14 protein-coding genes and 1 tRNA gene are annotated in these 15,654 nt (G+C 64.8%); 14 read left to right on the forward strand and 1 reads right to left on the reverse strand.

The features are described from left to right. The 13 genes from ispG (at position 1) to OOZ63_RS12530 (ending at position 13,049) form a co-directional block, all read left to right on the forward strand. Complete coding sequence (gene ispG / locus OOZ63_RS12470) at positions 1-1,275, forward strand: flavodoxin-dependent (E)-4-hydroxy-3-methylbut-2-enyl-diphosphate synthase (RefSeq protein ID WP_266005821.1); 1,275 nt, start codon at positions 1-3, stop codon at positions 1,273-1,275. A 4-nt stretch (positions 1,276-1,279) separates the two neighbouring features. Continuing rightward, positions 1,280-2,593: a histidine--tRNA ligase gene (hisS, locus tag OOZ63_RS12475; RefSeq protein ID WP_266005822.1), complete on the forward strand. Its 1,314-nt coding sequence runs from the start codon at positions 1,280-1,282 to the stop codon at positions 2,591-2,593. Between the two features lie 44 nt (positions 2,594-2,637). Next, complete coding sequence (locus OOZ63_RS12480; RefSeq protein WP_266005823.1) at positions 2,638-3,318, forward strand: YfgM family protein; 681 nt, start codon at positions 2,638-2,640, stop codon at positions 3,316-3,318. Next, a complete protein-coding gene (bamB, locus tag OOZ63_RS12485) occupies positions 3,315-4,442 on the forward strand; it encodes an outer membrane protein assembly factor BamB (protein WP_266005824.1) in 1,128 nt (375 codons plus the stop codon). The genes OOZ63_RS12480 and bamB overlap by 4 nt, the downstream gene beginning before the upstream one ends. 48 nt (positions 4,443-4,490) lie before the next feature. Next, positions 4,491-5,825, forward strand: a complete 1,335-nt coding sequence (gene der, locus OOZ63_RS12490) for a ribosome biogenesis GTPase Der (RefSeq protein ID WP_266005825.1) — start codon at positions 4,491-4,493, stop codon at positions 5,823-5,825. Between the two features lie 90 nt (positions 5,826-5,915). Beyond that, the gene (gene hfq / locus OOZ63_RS12495) at positions 5,916-6,164 is read left to right on the forward strand and encodes an RNA chaperone Hfq (RefSeq protein ID WP_137941753.1); all 249 of its coding nucleotides are present in this window, start codon (positions 5,916-5,918) and stop codon (positions 6,162-6,164) included. Positions 6,165-6,195: 31 nt separating this feature from the next. Beyond that, positions 6,196-7,446 carry a GTPase HflX gene (gene hflX / locus OOZ63_RS12500; protein WP_416234727.1) on the forward strand — a complete coding sequence of 417 codons (1,251 nt, stop codon included), beginning with the start codon at positions 6,196-6,198 and terminating at the stop codon, positions 7,444-7,446. Positions 7,447-7,457: 11 nt separating this feature from the next. Then, positions 7,458-8,756, forward strand: coding sequence for an FtsH protease activity modulator HflK (gene hflK, locus OOZ63_RS12505; protein ID WP_266005826.1), 1,299 nt, complete (start codon positions 7,458-7,460; stop codon positions 8,754-8,756). A gap of 18 nt (positions 8,757-8,774) precedes the next feature. Beyond that, positions 8,775-9,668 carry a protease modulator HflC gene (gene hflC, locus OOZ63_RS12510; protein ID WP_137941756.1) on the forward strand — a complete coding sequence of 298 codons (894 nt, stop codon included), beginning with the start codon at positions 8,775-8,777 and terminating at the stop codon, positions 9,666-9,668. A 9-nt stretch (positions 9,669-9,677) separates the two neighbouring features. Then, positions 9,678-9,863, forward strand: a complete 186-nt coding sequence (locus tag OOZ63_RS12515) for a DUF2065 domain-containing protein (RefSeq protein WP_266005827.1) — start codon at positions 9,678-9,680, stop codon at positions 9,861-9,863. A gap of 79 nt (positions 9,864-9,942) precedes the next feature. Beyond that, positions 9,943-11,106, forward strand: coding sequence for an ATP phosphoribosyltransferase regulatory subunit (locus OOZ63_RS12520; RefSeq protein WP_266005828.1), 1,164 nt, complete (start codon positions 9,943-9,945; stop codon positions 11,104-11,106). A 40-nt stretch (positions 11,107-11,146) separates the two neighbouring features. Continuing rightward, a complete protein-coding gene (locus OOZ63_RS12525) occupies positions 11,147-12,484 on the forward strand; it encodes an adenylosuccinate synthase (protein WP_266005829.1) in 1,338 nt (445 codons plus the stop codon). A gap of 43 nt (positions 12,485-12,527) precedes the next feature. Beyond that, a complete protein-coding gene (locus OOZ63_RS12530) occupies positions 12,528-13,049 on the forward strand; it encodes a phosphoribosyltransferase (RefSeq protein ID WP_137941760.1) in 522 nt (173 codons plus the stop codon). 154 nt (positions 13,050-13,203) lie between these two features. On the opposite strand, the gene OOZ63_RS12535 is transcribed toward OOZ63_RS12530, so the two are convergent. Then, positions 13,204-13,288, reverse strand: a tRNA-Leu gene (locus tag OOZ63_RS12535). A 105-nt stretch (positions 13,289-13,393) separates the two neighbouring features. On the opposite strand from OOZ63_RS12535, the gene rnr reads away from it, so the two are divergent. Then, complete coding sequence (gene rnr / locus OOZ63_RS12540; protein ID WP_416234728.1) at positions 13,394-15,652, forward strand: ribonuclease R; 2,259 nt, start codon at positions 13,394-13,396, stop codon at positions 15,650-15,652. Positions 15,653-15,654 lie beyond the last annotated feature (2 nt).

A 15,654-nucleotide genomic window follows, 5' to 3' on the forward strand; every position in this document is an offset into this window, starting at 1 on the left:
ATGATTGACACGCAAAGCACGATTGCCCAGGCCATTGAGGCGGCCAATCCGGCCGCGCGCCGCTCGCGCCAGGCCACGGTGCGTTGGGGTTCGCGCATCGTGACGGTAGGGGGCGCGGCGCCGGTGCGGGTGCAGTCGATGACGAATACCGATACCGTCGACGCGATCGGCACCGCCATCCAGATCAAGGAGCTGGCGATCGCCGGCTCGGAGATGGTGCGCATCACCGTCAACACACCCGAGGCCGCTGATGCGGTGCCGGCGATCCGCGAGCAGCTCGACCGCATGGGCATCGACGTGCCGCTGATCGGTGACTTCCATTACAACGGCCATCGCCTGCTGACGGAGCATCCGGCCATGGCGCAGGCGCTTTCCAAGTACCGCATCAACCCCGGCAATGTGGGCAAGGGCGACAAGAAGGATCGCCAGTTCGCGATGATGATCGAGGCGGCGGTCAAGTACGACAAGGTCGTGCGCATCGGTGTCAACTGGGGAAGCCTGGATCAGGAACTGCTGGCCCAGATGATGGACGAGAACGCGCTGCGCGCCGAGCCCTGGGACGCCAAGCAGGTGATGTACCAGGCGCTGGTGCAGTCGGCGCTGAGCTCGGCCGACTATGCGCGCGAGCTGGGCCTGAACCCTGACAACATCATCATTAGCTGCAAGGTCAGCGGTGTGCAGGACCTGATCTCGGTCTATCGCGCCCTGGCCGCGCGCTGCGACTATGCGCTGCACCTGGGTCTGACCGAGGCCGGCATGGGCACCAAGGGTACGGTGGCTTCCAGCGTGGCCTTGGGCATCCTGGCCCAGGAGGGCATTGGCGACACTATCCGCGTGTCGCTGACGCCGCAGCCCGGCGAGTCGCGCACCCAGGAGGTAGTGATCGCCTCCGAGATCCTGCAGTCGCTGGGTCTGCGGGCCTTCAATCCCAGCGTCACCGCCTGCCCCGGCTGCGGTCGCACGACCAGCACCACCTTCCAGGAGTTGGCCAAGCAGATCGACGACTTCCTGCGTGCGCAGATGCCCATCTGGCGCAGTAAGTACCCTGGTGTGGAGAACATGAAGGTTGCCGTGATGGGGTGCATCGTCAACGGCCCCGGTGAGAGCAAGCATGCCGACATCGGCATCAGCCTGCCCGGCACCGGCGAGGCCCCGGCCGCGCCTGTTTTCATCGACGGCGAGAAGGCACTGACCCTGCGCGGCGAGAACATTGCCAACGAATTCCACGCGCTGGTCGAGAACTACATAGAAAAGCGCTTCGGCGCTACGGCTTGAATCCATGACTGAGCAGAAAAAGATGCAGCCGCTGCAGGCGGTGAAGGGCATGAATGACATCCTGCCGCCCGATTCGGCGCGCTGGGAATGGCTGGAAGCAAAGATGCGCAGCGTCTTGCAGCGCTATGGCTATCAGAACGTGCGCACACCCATCGTCGAGCCGACTGCGCTGTTCGTGCGCGGTATCGGCGAGGTGACCGACATCGTTGAGAAGGAGATGTACGCCTTCGAGGATCGCGCAGACAAGCACGGCCAAGCCGAACATCTGGCGTTGCGCCCCGAGATGACGGCCGGCGTGGTGCGAGCGATGATCGAGCACAGCTATCTGCGCGACTCCGGCCGGCGGCTCTATTACTTCGGCCCGATGTTTCGCCGCGAGAAACCGCAGAAGGGGCGCTACCGGCAGTTCCACCAGATGGGCGTCGAGGCGCTGGGCTTCAATGGCCCGGACGTCGATGCAGAGGTGATCCTGATGGGCAGCCGCCTGCTGCGCGAGCTGGGTCTGGTCGAGGACGAGCATGTGCGTCTGGAGCTGAACTGCCTGGGCTCGCCGGATGAGCGCCGGGCCCACCGCGAGGCCCTGATCTCGTACCTGCAAGCGCACAAGGAGTTGCTGGACGAAGACAGCCAGCGCCGGCTGTACACCAACCCGCTGCGCGTGCTGGATACCAAGAACCCGGCGCTGCAGGAGATGGCCAATGCCGCACCTCGGCTGCTGGACTTCTTGGGTGAGGCCTCGCTTGCGCATTTCAACGGTGTGCGCGCCATCCTCGATGCGGCCGCCATCAAGTACACGATCAACCCGCGTCTGGTCCGCGGCCTGGACTATTACAACCTGACCGTGTTCGAGTGGATGACTGACAAGCTCGGCTCACAGGGCACGGTCTGCGGGGGAGGTCGCTACGACGGCCTGATCGAGCAACTGGGTGGCAAGCCGGCGCCTGCGGTGGGCTTCGGCATGGGCCTGGAGCGCATGCTGTTGTTGCTGGAAGAGGTTGGTGCGCCGGTCGAGATGCAGCAGCCAGATGCCTATGCCATCGTGCCCTCGGCCGAAGGTTTGCCAAAGGTGATGGTGGCTTTGGAGCAACTGCGTGCCGCCGGCGTCTCGGTGGTCTTGCATCCGGGCCAGTCGAGCATGAAGTCGCAGTTCAAAAAAGCCGACGCCTCGGGTGCGGCTTTCGCGCTGGTGTTCGGCACCGACGAACTGGCCCAGGGGCTGGTGGCGGTCAAGCCGCTGCGCGACGCAGCGGCTGCTCAGGTTACCCGCAGCCTAGACCACGTGGCCGACTGGGCCGGTGAGCTGCGGCTCAACGCATAATCGCGGCTCATTCCTTCCCCCCTCTTACAAGAATACTTTCCCTCATGGCGTCTCATCTCGATCTGGAAGAACAGGAACAGCTGGACCAGCTGAAGGCCTTTTGGAAGCGGTACGGCAACCTGATCACCTGGGGCCTGACCCTGGCGCTGACGGCATTTGCGGGCTGGAATGGCTGGAATTACTGGCAGCGCGAGCAGGCCGTCAAGGCCGCCGCGATGTTCGATGAGCTGGACCGCGGCGTGCAGGCCGGCGATGCCGAGCGCGCCGGCCGAGTCTTTGCCGACATGAAGGAGCGCTTCCCGCGCACCGCCTACACCGCCCAGGCGGCCTTGCTGGCCGCGAAGGTGCAGACAGACAAGGGCCAGCTGGACGCCGCAAAGGCCAGCCTGAACTGGGCCGCCGAGTCGGCTGCAGAGAGCGAGTACCGCGATATTGCGCGCCTGCGTCTGGCAGGCTTGCAACTGGATGGCAAACAGTACGACGAGGCCGCCAAGACGCTGGACGGCGTGAAGTCGGCCGACTTCGCTGCGCTGGTAGCGGATCGCCGTGGCGATTTGGCCGTGCTGCAAGCAAAGCCGGATCAGGCCAAGACCGAGTATTTGAAGGCGTACGCCGCGATGGACAAGACCTTGGACTACCGCCGCCTGATCGAGGCCAAGCTGGCCACGCTGGGCGTGACCCCGCCCGATGAGGTGAGCGCCGCCGCGTCCGGAGCCGCCAAATGAGGGCAGTCGTCAAACCGCTGAGTGGCCTGCTGCTGGCCGGCGCGCTGAGCGCCTGCTCGGTGTTCAATCCCTCCAGCGCACCCAAGCCGGCGCCGTTGGAGGCTGTGGCTTCTGTGACCGCTGACCGTGTGGTCTGGAGCCTCAAGCAGGATGGCCTGCAGTTCCCGCTGTCGATTGCGACCGCCGGCCAGCAGTTCATCGTCGCAAGCTCGGACGGCGTTGTGCAGTCGCTGCAAGCCGATACCGGCGCGGTGCTGTGGCGCGGCGAAACCGGTGCCAAGCTCAATGCCGGCGTCGGAAGCGATGGGCGCTTTGCCGCCGTCGTGACCCGCAACAACGAGTTGGTGGTGCTGGACGCCGGCCAGCCGGTCTGGCGCAAGACGCTGACCTCGACCGTGCGCGCCGCGCCGCTGGTGGCTGGGGAGCGCGTGTTCGTGCTGACGGTGGATCGCCAGGTGCTGGCCTTCGATGCGCTTGACGGCCGCCGCCTTTGGGATCTGCGCCGCCCGGGTGATCCGCTGACCTTGCTGCAGCCCGGCGTGATCGCGGCCTATAAGGACACGCTGGTGGTCGGGCAGGGCGCCCGTCTGGCCGGCGTCGATCCGCTGCGCGGTACCTTGCGCTGGGAGGCGAGCGTGGCCAACCCGCGCGGCACCAATGAGGTCGAGCGTCTGGCCGACCTGGTCGGCCCGCTGCTGCGCCAGGGCGAAATCCTGTGCGCGCGCGCCTTCCAGTCGGCGGTGGGCTGCGTCAATGCCGAGCGCGGCAGCGCGCTTTGGAGTCGCAACACCGGAGGCACCCAGGGTGTCGGTGGTGATGCGCAATTCGTCTTCGGTGCCGATGGTTCGGACCGCCTGACCGCCTGGAAGATTGGCAACGGCGATGTGGCCTGGACGGCCGAGCAATTCCTGAACCGCAAGCTCAGCGCGCCGCTGAGCCAAGGCGCCAGCTTGCTGATCGGCGATTTCGAAGGCTATGTGCACATCGTCGCCCGAGAGACCGGCAAAACCCGCGCGCGGCTGGCCACCGATGGCTCGCCCATCGTGGCTGCGCCGGTGGCCCTGGGCGGCACCGTACTGGTTGCCACCCGCAATGGCGGTTTGTTTGCGATCAAGCCTGAATAAGGCCGAGCAAGCCCGCCGCTCAACGTCAGAGAAAAGAACAAGAAGATCATGAAACCCGTCATCGCCCTGGTCGGCCGCCCCAATGTGGGCAAGTCCACGCTGTTCAACCGCATGACCAAGAGTCGTGATGCCATCGTGGCCGACTTTGCCGGGTTGACCCGCGACCGCCATTACGGCGACGGCCGCCTGGGAGCGCGCGACTTCATCGTCATCGACACCGGCGGCTTCGAGCCGGACAGCACAACCGGCATCGTCAAAGAGATGGCCAAGCAGACCCGCCAGGCGGTGGCCGAAGCCGATGCCGTGGTCTTCGTCGTCGATGTGCGCACCGGCCTGTCGGGCCAAGATCAGGACATTGCCCGCTATCTGCGCCAGGCCAACAAGCGCATCTTCCTGGCCGTCAACAAGGCCGAGGGCATGAGCGAGTCGCCGCTGCTGGCCGAGTTCCACGAGCTGGGCATGGGCGAGCCGCATCCGGTTTCGGCAGCCCATGGACAGGGAATCCGCAGCCTGCTTGAGGCGGTGCTGGAGCCCTTCGAGTTCGAAGAAGACGAGGAAGCCGGGCCGGAAGAGGACGGCGTGATCCGCCTGGCCGTGGCCGGCCGCCCGAACGTCGGCAAGAGTACGCTGATCAATACCTGGCTGGGCGAGGAGCGCCTGGTGGCCTTTGACATGCCCGGCACCACGCGCGATGCGATCTCGGTCGACTTCGAGCGCAATGGTCAGAAGTTCCAGCTGATCGACACCGCCGGCTTGCGTCGCAAGGGCAAAGTGTTCGAGGCGATCGAGAAGTTCTCGGTGGTCAAGACCTTGCAGGCTATTGCCGACGCCAATGTCGTGCTGCTGCTGCTGGATGCGACTCAGGGCGTATCTGATCAAGATGCCCATATCGCTGGCTATATTCTCGACAGTGGTCGTGCGGTGGTGCTGGCCGTTAACAAGTGGGACGCGATCGACAGCTATCAGCGCGAGCAGCTGCAGCGCTCGATCGAGCAGCGTCTGGCCTTTTTGAAGTTCGCGCCCATTCACAATATCTCGGCGCTCAAGCGCCAGGGTCTGGGTCCGCTGTGGAACGCGATGGCCGATGCCTATGCCTCGGCTTTCAAGAAGATGACCACGCCGGTGCTCACCCGACTGATCCAAGAGGCGGTCGAGCACCAGACCCCCAAGCGCAGCGGGCATTTCCGGCCTAAGTTGCGCTACGCCCATCAAGGCGGCATGAATCCGCCCATTGTGATCGTCCACGGCAACTCGCTGGAGGGTATCACCGAGGTCTACAAGCGCTATCTGGAGGGCCGCATCCGCGCCCACTACAAGCTGACCGGTACGCCGCTGCGCATCGAGATGCGCTCGTCAAAGAATCCGTTTGCCGATAAAGAATAAAGACGATTCCGGCATTCGGGGCAACCCTGCTTTCCCTGTGTTAAGGTGGAAGCCTTCCAACCCAACTCCCCTTCCAACACGGAGCATATCGTGAGCAACAAAGGCCAACTCTTGCAAGATCCCTTCCTGAATCTGCTGCGCAAAGAGCATGTGCCGGTGTCCATTTACCTGGTCAACGGCATCAAATTGCAAGGGCATATCGAGTCCTTCGACCAGTACGTGGTCTTGCTGCGCAATACCGTGACGCAGATGGTCTACAAGCACGCCATTTCCACCGTGGTGCCCGGTCGCGCGGTGAATTTCCACGCTGCCGACGGCGGCGCTGGCGAAGCCACTTGAACGCGCGGGGCAGCAGCCCCATCGCAAAACCTTGAGTTCCTCCCCATCCTCCACGCTCGCGTCGCCGCCCTCTGAGGCGGCGCGCGCCATTCTCGTCGGCGTCGATTTCGGCCGATCCTCGAGCTACGCTTCGACCTTTGATCCGACCCTGGACGAGTTGGCCTTGCTGGCCGAATCGGCCGGCGACACACCGGTGGCCAAGGTCATTGCGCGCCGGCAGGCGCCCGACGCAGCCCTGTTTGTCGGCTCCGGCAAGGCCGACGAGATCAAGTTGCTGGTGCAAGCGCACCATGCGCATACGGTCTTGTTTGACCAGGCGATCTCGCCGGCCCAGCAGCGCAATCTGGAGCGAGTTCTCGGCGTGCCCGTGGCCGACCGCACCGCGCTGATTCTCGAAATCTTCGCGGCCCGGGCTCAAAGCCACGAGGGCAAGCTGCAGGTCGAGCTGGCGCGGCTGCAATACCTTGCGACGCGCCTGGTGCGGCGCTGGAGCCATTTGGAGCGCCAGAGCGGCGGCATCGGCATGCGTGGCGGCCCCGGTGAGGCCCAGATCGAGCTGGACCGCCGGATGATCGACGATCGCATCAAGGTCACCAAGGAGCGGCTCAAGAAGGTGCAGCGCCAGCGCACGACCCAGCGCCGTGCGCGCGAGCGCAACAGCGTGTTTCGCGTCTCGCTGGTCGGCTATACCAATGCCGGCAAGTCCACGTTGTTCAATGCGCTGGTGAAGGCGCGCGCCTATGCGGCCGACCAGCTGTTCGCGACCTTGGACACCACCACGCGCTCGCTGTACCTGGAGGCTGCCGGCGCCAGTGTCTCGCTGTCCGACACGGTGGGCTTCATCCGCGATCTACCGCACAAGTTGGTAGAGGCCTTCAAGGCCACCTTGCAGGAGGCGGCCGAGGCCGATCTGCTCTTGCATGTGGTGGATGCTGCCAGCGCGACGCTGGACGAGCAGATGGTCGAGGTCGAGCGGGTGCTCGACGAAATCGGCGCTGCGGACATACCGCAAATTCTGGTCTACAACAAGCAGGACATGCTGGACGAGAATCAGCGGCCGCGCGCAGCGCTGGACTGGATCGAGCGTCCGGGCGGCCTGCGGGTGCCGCGCGTGTTCGTCAGCGCGCTGACCGGCCAGGGCCTGGATGTGCTGCGGGCCCAGATCGTTGCGGCCATGGGCATCGTGCCGGCCGCAGACTTGAATGCGCAAGAGCTGACCCCACCTGAGGCAGGCGGAAATGCGGAGAATGCCGATGACGCAACCGCCCTACAACATCAATGACAGGCAAGAGCATGAATACCTTTGAGCCCGTGAGCGCCGCCCAGCCTGGGCAGCGACTCAGCGCCCTGGCGGCAGCCACGCGAGCCTTGATCGGCGGTCTGCTGCGTCGCGACTGGCGTGAGGGTCGCCACCTGAGCAATGGCCGCAACGATGGCCCGCCCGACCTGGACGAGCTCTGGCGCGACTTCAATCGCAAGCTCAGCGGCATGTTCGGCGGCAAGGGCGGCGGCAACAATACGCCGCCCAGTGGCGGCGGTGGCAATGGCTTCCAGCCCGATATGAAGAGCGCCGGCATCGGCGTCGGCTTGATCGCGGGCGTGGTCGCGCTGGGCTGGCTGGGCAGCGGTTTCTACATCGTGCAGGAAGGCCAGCAGGCGGTTGTGACCTCCTTTGGCAAGTACAGCAAGACGGTCGATGCCGGCTTCAACTGGCGCCTGCCATACCCCTTTCAGGCCAACGAGATCGTCTCGGTGACCCAGCTGCGCTCGGTCGAAGTGGGTCGCAACGCGGTGGCTCAGGCCACCGGTCTGCGCGACTCCTCGATGCTGACCCTGGACGAGAATATTGTCGACATTCGCTTCACCGTGCAGTACCGGCTGAAGGATTCGCGCGAGTACCTGTTCGAGAATCGCGGTCCTGACGAGGCGGTGATCCAGGCGGCCGAGTCGGCCGTGCGCGAAATCGTCGGCAAGAGCAAGATGGATTCGGTGCTCTATGAGCAGCGCGATGCGATCGCGGCCGAGCTGGCCAAGTCGGTGCAGAATCAGTTGGACCGGCTCAAGGCCGGCATCCTGGTGGCCAATGTCAATGTCCAGAACGTGCAGGCGCCTGAGCAGGTGCAGGCCGCGTTCGATGATGCCTTCAAGGCCGGCGCCGACCGCGAACGCCTGAAGAACGAGGGTCAGGCCTATGCCAACGACGTGATCCCTAAGGCCCAGGGCACAGCCGCGCGGCTGCGCGAAGAGGCCGAGGGCTACAAGTCGCGCGTCGTGGCGCAGGCCGAGGGTGATGCGCAGCGCTTCAAGAGCGTGCTGACCGAGTACCAGAAGGCGCCAGCGGTGACCCGTGACCGCCTCTACATCGACACGATGCAGCAGGTTTACTCCAACGTCAGCAAGGTCATGGTGGACAGCCGTAACGGCTCGAACCTGCTTTATCTGCCGCTGGACAAGCTGATCCAGCAAGCCGGCGGTACCGTGACCGCCTCGGTGCCGACCCCGGCTGCCGTGCCTGACAGCACGATCCCGAGCGGCAATGCCGATGTGCGTTCGCGCGACGGTCTGCGCAGCCGTGACCGTGATGGTCGTTGAGGCAAGGAAGACAACACTATGAATCGCATTGCCTCCATTGTTGCCGGCGCCCTGATCGCCTTCATGCTGGCCAGCTCGACCCTGTTCATCGTTGACCAGCGCCAGTTCGCCGTGGTCTATGCGCTGGGTGAGATCAAGGAAGTGGTCACAGAGCCGGGTCTGAAGTTCAAGATGCCGCCGCCGTTCCAAAACGTGGTGTTCCTGGATCGCCGCATCCAAACCCTGGATAGCCCCGATTCGCGCGCCATTTTTACGGCGGAGAAGAAGAGCCTGGTGATCGACTGGCTGGTCAAGTGGCGGGTCTCCGAGCCGCGCCAGTTCATCCGCAACAGCGGCACCGACATGCGCAATGTCGAGACCCGGTTGAGCCCCATCGTGCAGGCCGCTTTCAATGAGGAAGTGACCAAGCGCACCGTGCTGGCCGTGCTGGCCACCGAGCGCGAGAAGGTCATGACCGATGTGCTCAAGCGCCTGGAGGACGAGGCCAAGCAGTTCGGTATCGAGGTGGTGGACGTGCGTATCAAGCGCGTTGACTTCGCCGCCAACATCACCGACTCGGTCTATCGCCGCATGGAGTCCGAGCGCAAGCGCGTAGCCAACGAGCTGCGCTCGACTGGCGGTGCCGACGGCGAAAAGATCCGTGCCGACGCTGACCGCCAGCGTGAGGTCATCGTGGCCGAGGCCTATCGCGATGCGCAGAAGATCAAGGGTGAAGGCGACGCCAAGGCCTCGGCCCTGTATGCCGAAGCCTTTGGCCGCGACCCGCAGTTTGCGCAGTTCTATCGCTCACTGGAGGCCTATCGCTCGAGCTTCCGCAACAAGTCGGATGTGATGGTGGTCGACCCCAGCAGTGACTTCTTCAAGGCCATGCGCGGCGGTGGCCCTGCTGCGCCTGCCAAGAGCGGCAAATAAGCCGAGCCCATGGGCGACGCCTTGTTGGGCGCGCTGGCCCTGATGCTGGTGATCGAAGGGCTGCTGCCCTTCATTAACCCTGGCGCCTGGCGCCAGGTGTTCGCCCGCATGCTGGCGATGAGTGACGGGCAGATCCGCTTTATCGGTCTGTCCAGCATCATCGCCGGCCTGCTGCTCTACGCCTTCTGGGGCTGATCCGCTGCCGCGCTCGGGCTTTCGCCGGGCGGTCGCGCGCGACCGGTACAATGCCGTTTTTAACCGCCCCCTGAAATCCATGTCTTCTGCTTGGCTGCTGCCCGAGCACATCGCCGACGTGCTGCCTTCCCAGGCGCGCCGCATCGAAGAGTTGCGTCGCGAGTTGCTGGATATGGCGCGTACCTACGGCTGTGAGCTGGTGATGCCTCCCCTGCTGGAGCATCTGGATTCGCTCTTGTCCGGCACCGGCCGCGAGCTCGATCTGAAGACCTTCAAACTGGTCGATCAGCTCTCTGGTCGCAGCCTCGGCGTACGCGCCGACACCACGCCCCAGGTGGCCCGCATTGATGCCCATCTGCTGAACCGCGCCGGCGTGACACGCTTGTGCTACTGCGGCCCGGTGCTGCATACCCGGCCGGCTGGGCTGCATTCGACGCGCGAGCCGCTGCAGTTCGGCATCGAGATCTATGGCCATGCCGGCCTGGAGGCCGATCTAGAGGTACAGGAGCTTGCGCTGGACGCCTTGCAGCGTGCCGGTGTTCGCGATATTGCTATCGATCTTGGCGATGCGCGCCTGGTGCAGGGCCTGCTGGGCGAGGTGCAACTTGCACCGTCGGTGCTCAATGACATCGTCGCCGCGCTCGCGGCCAAGGACGCGGCTGCGCTGCGCCTGCTGACGCGCGAGCTGCCGGATGCGGCGAGGGAGGGCCTGCAAGCCCTGCTGTCGCTGTATGGCGGCATCGAGGTGTTGGCACAGGCGCGCGAGCGTTTGCCCAAGACGCCGGCCGTCATGGCGGCATTGGACGACCTGCAATGGCTGGCCACTCATCTGCAGCAGACCCACCCCGAGGTCAGCCTCGGATTCGATCTGGCCGATCTGAGCGGCTATGCCTACTACAGCGGCGTGCGCTTCGCGCTGTATGCCTCCGGCTCCAGCGACGCGGTGCTGCGCGGCGGCCGCTACGACGAGGTCGGAGCGGTGTTCGGCCGGCGCCGCCCGGCCGTGGGCTTCAGCCTGGATCTGAAGGTGCTGGTGGCGCTGAGCCCGGCCAGTGCCCTGCGTGCGGCGGTGCGGGCGCCCTGGGGCGAGGACGCGAGTCTGCGCGCTGCGGTTCGCCGGCTGCGCGAGCTGGGCGAGACGGTGGTGTGCATGCTGCCTGGGCATGAGCACGAAGGCGACGAATTCGACTGCGACCGGGAACTGGTGCGCGTCGACTCTCAGTGGGTGGTGCGCGCGCTCTGAGCCGCGTGTCGCCGAAACAAACTTAGCGAGCGGGTTTTTTATGACGAACAGCGAAATAGCGCGCGGCCGTAATGTGGTCGTTGTGGGCACCCAGTGGGGTGACGAAGGCAAGGGCAAGGTGGTCGACTGGATGACCCCGCACGCCCAGGGCGTGGTGCGTTTTCAGGGCGGCCACAACGCCGGCCATACCTTGGTGATCAAGGGTGTGAAGACCGCGCTGCAGCTGATCCCCTCGGGCATCATGCGCGACGGCGTGGCCTGCTATATCGGCAACGGCGTGGTGCTGGACCCGACCCATCTGCTGGGTGAGATCGAGCGCCTGGAGAAGGCCGGCGTCGAGGTGCGTTCGCGCCTGTACATCTCCGAGTCCTGTCCGCTCATCCTGCCTTTCCATGTCGAGGTCGACAAGGCCCGCGAGGCGCTGCGCGAGAGCAGTGGCAGCGGCAAGATCGGCACCACCGGCAAGGGCATCGGCCCGGCCTATGAGGACAAGGTCGCACGCCGCGCTTTGCGCGTTCAGGACCTGAAGCACCCCGAGCGTTTCGCCAAGAAACTCAAGGAGCTGCTGGAGCTGCACAACTTTGCGCTGACTGGCTACTTGAAGGGCACGGCGCTGGAGTTCCAGCCGATCTTCGACCAGGCCATGAAGATGGCCGAGGTGCTCAAGCCCATGATGGCTGATGTGGGTTATCTGATCCATAAGGCCCACCAGGCCGGCGCCAATATCCTCTTCGAAGGTGCACAAGGCACTTTGCTGGACATCGATCACGGCACCTACCCCTACGTGACCTCGAGCAACTGCGTGGCCGGCAATGCCGCGGCCGGCGCCGGCGTCGGGCCGCAGATGCTGCACTACATGCTGGGTATCACTAAGGCCTACACGACGCGTGTCGGCTCGGGCCCATTCCCGACCGAGCTTGAGTGGGAGAAGGAAGGCACGGTCGGCTATCACCTGGCCACTGTCGGCCAGGAGCGCGGCACCGTGACTGGACGCGCCCGTCGCTGCGGCTGGCTCGATGCCGCCGCACTCAAGCGCTCCATCATCATCAACGGCATCAGTGGCCTGTGCATGACCAAGCTGGACGTGCTGGACGGTCTGGCCGAGGTCAAGATGTGCATTGGCTATGAGCTCAATGGCCAGATGATCGATATTTTGCCGCTGGACGCCGATGACATCCTGGCCTGCAAGCCGGTGTTCGAGACCTTCCCGGGCTGGACCGAAACGACTTTCGGCATGACCGACTGGGACGCGCTGCCGCTGAATGCGCGCCGTTATCTGGAGCGCGTGCAGGAGGTCATCGGCGCGCCGATCGCGATGGTCTCGACCGGCCCTGACCGCGACCACACCATCGTGCTGCGCCATCCCTACCAGGCCTGAGCCTGAGACCCTCAAGACCTGACCCCAAAAGGAGAAAAACCCCATGTTGACCGACGACGGCAAGCATTTGTACGTGTCCTGGGACGAATACCACATGCTGATCGAGCGCCTGGCGCTGAAGGTCCATGCGTCCGGCTGGGAGTTCGATCAGATCCTGTGCCTGGCCCGTGGCGGCATGCGCCCCGGCGATGTACTGTCGCGCGTGTTCGACAAGCCGCTGGGCATCATGTCGACCAGTTCCTACCGCGCCGAGGCCGGCACGATACAGGGACGACTGGACATCGCTAAGTACATCACGATGCCCAAGGGCGAGCTGGCCGGCCGCGTGCTGCTGGTCGATGATCTGGCCGACTCGGGCGTGACCCTGCGCGCCGTGGTCGAGCGGCTGCGCGGCATGCCCTCGATCAGCGAGTTGCGCTCGGCGGTGATCTGGACCAAGGGTGTGTCGAGCTACACGCCGGATTACTATGTCGAAATGCTGGAGACCAGTCCCTGGATTCATCAGCCTTTCGAGGAGTACGACGATTTGCGGCCGGACGCGCTGGCAAAGAAATTCGCCGTCTGACACTCTGAGCCTGACAAAACCGATGACAGCCAAGCCGACCTCGCAAGCATGCCGGGTCGGCTTTGTTGTATGTGCGCGCCGCTGCGCTTTGGACTGTGGCTCGGGTTCGTTCGGAAATGAAAAAGGCCAGCACAATGTGCTGGCCTTTTGTATTTGGTGCCCAGGAGAGGACTCGAACCTCCACGGAGTTACCCGCTAGTACCTGAAACTAGTGCGTCTACCAATTCCGCCACCTGGGCTTTCAGGAAAAGAAGGATTCTATCATCAAAAATATCAAGTCTTCAAGCGCCACGCAGAGTGCTGGCGCAACGAATGCGGCGCTGCTCAGCGAGGTCGAAGGCACGGTGCAAGGCCATCGCGACGGGCACGGCTTTTTGCTGCCCGATGACGGGCCGCCTGACATCTACCTGTCCTCGCAAGAAATGCATGCGGTCATGCATGGCGACCGCTTGCGCGTGCGCATCGTGCGCATGGACAAGCGCGGGCGACCCGAGGGCCGGGTGCTCGAGATCCTGGAGCGCAAGAAACGGCCCATCATCGGCCGGCTGCTCCTGGAGTCGGGCATCTGGATCGTGGCGCCTGAGGATCGGCGCATGGGCCAGGACATCCTGATCCCGAAGAACGGCATCGCCAACGCGGTAGCCGGTCAGGTGGTCGCGGTCGAGCTGACCGAGCCGCCGTCGCTGTATTCGCAGCCAGTCGGTCGCGTGGTCGAAGTGCTGGGCGAGATCGACGATCCCGGCATGGAGATCGAGATCGCGGTGCGCAAATACGATGTGCCCCATGCATTCAGCGCCGAGACCCTGGCCCAGGCCGCCAAGCTGCCCGACCGGCTGCGCGCGGTGGATCTGAAGCAGCGTGTCGATCTGCGCGATGTGCCTCTGGTGACCATCGACGGCGAGGACGCGCGTGACTTTGATGACGCCGTCTACTGCGAGCCTCACAAACAGGGGCGCGGCAAGAACGCCTTCAGCGGCTGGCGCCTGCTAGTCGCCATTGCCGACGTCAGCCACTACGTCAAGCCCGGCGAGCCACTGGACCATGATGCCTACGAGCGCGCCACCTCGGTCTATTTCCCCCGCCGCGTGATCCCGATGCTGCCGGAGAAGATCTCCAACGGCCTGTGCTCGCTGGTGCCGTACGAGGATCGCCTGTCCATGGTCTGTGACATGCTGGTCACGCAGGAGGGGGTCACGCATGCTTATCAGTTCTACCCGGCGGTGATCCGCTCGCACGCGCGCTTCACGTACACCGAAGTGGCCGCAGTGCTGGCCAATACCCATGGTCCGGAAGCCGCCAAGCGCAAGGAGTTGGTGCCGCATCTGCTGCACCTGCACGAGGTCTATCGCGCGCTGCTGGCGGATCGCAAGAAGCGCGGTGCGGTGGACTTTGAGACCACCGAGACGCAAATCATCTGCGACGACAACGGCCGCATCGAGAAGATCGTGCCGCGCACGCGCAACGAGGCCCATCGCCTGATCGAGGAGGCCATGCTGGCCGCCAATGTCTGCGCGGCCGACTTCATCGCCGGCGCCAAGCACCACTCGCTGTTCCGCGTCCACGAAGGCCCGACGCCGGAAAAGCGCATTGCGCTGCAGGCCTATCTGCGCGCTTTGGGCATCGGTCTTGGCATCAGCGACGATCCCAAGCCCGGTGAGTACCAGGCCATCGCCGCGGCGACCAAGGACCGCCCCGACGCCCAGCAGATCCACAGCATGCTGCTGCGCTCGATGCAGCAAGCCGTCTACACCTCGGCCAATGCGGGACATTTCGGCCTGGCCTACCAGGCCTATACCCACTTCACCAGCCCGATCCGGCGCTACCCCGACCTGCTGGTGCACCGAGTCATCAAGGCCATGCTGGGCGGCAAGCGCTATCTGCTCGATGCGGCCAAGATGAATGTGCCGATGCCTGCGCAGCGCCCCGGCCGCGCCAAGCCGGTCAACCCGGCCACAGTCAGCAATGATCTGGAGCGCTGGGAAGTCGTTGGTGCGCATTGCAGCGCCAACGAGCGTCGTGCCGACGAGGCCTCGCGCGATGTTGAGGCCTGGCTCAAATGCCGCTACATGCGCGAACATCTGGGCGAGGAGTTCAGCGGCACCGTCAATGCGGTGACCAGCTTCGGCTTGTTTGTGCAGCTCGATGCCCTCTATGTCGAGGGCCTGATCCACATCACCGAGCTGGGAGGCGAGTACTACCGCTTCGATGAGGTGCGCCAGGAGCTGCGCGGCGAGCGCACCGGGATCCGCTACGCGACCGGCGCCAAGGTGCGGGTGCAGGTCAGCCGGGTCGATCTGGACGGCCGCAAGATCGACTTCCGTCTGGTGCAGGACACTGACGAGGCGCGTCTGGTAGCACGGGCGCTGCGCGACAAGGGCGCCAGTGACCGGGCCGCAGCGCTCGCACCCGAGTCGGCCAGCGAGGCGCTGGAACAGGTTCGCCGCCAGGACCGTGAGCTCAAGGCCGAGCTCAGGGCAGGGCGCAAGGCGGGCGGCAAGAGCAGTGGCAAGGGCGCCAAGTCGGTGGCCCACCCGGTCAAGGCGGCGCGCAAGACGGCGCGGGCCGGCAGCGCCAAGAGCACCGAGACGCGCAAGCGCCGCTGAGC

This window comes from Paucibacter sp. PLA-PC-4, assembly GCF_026241155.1.
GTDB lineage: Bacteria > Pseudomonadota > Gammaproteobacteria > Burkholderiales > Burkholderiaceae_C > Roseateles_E.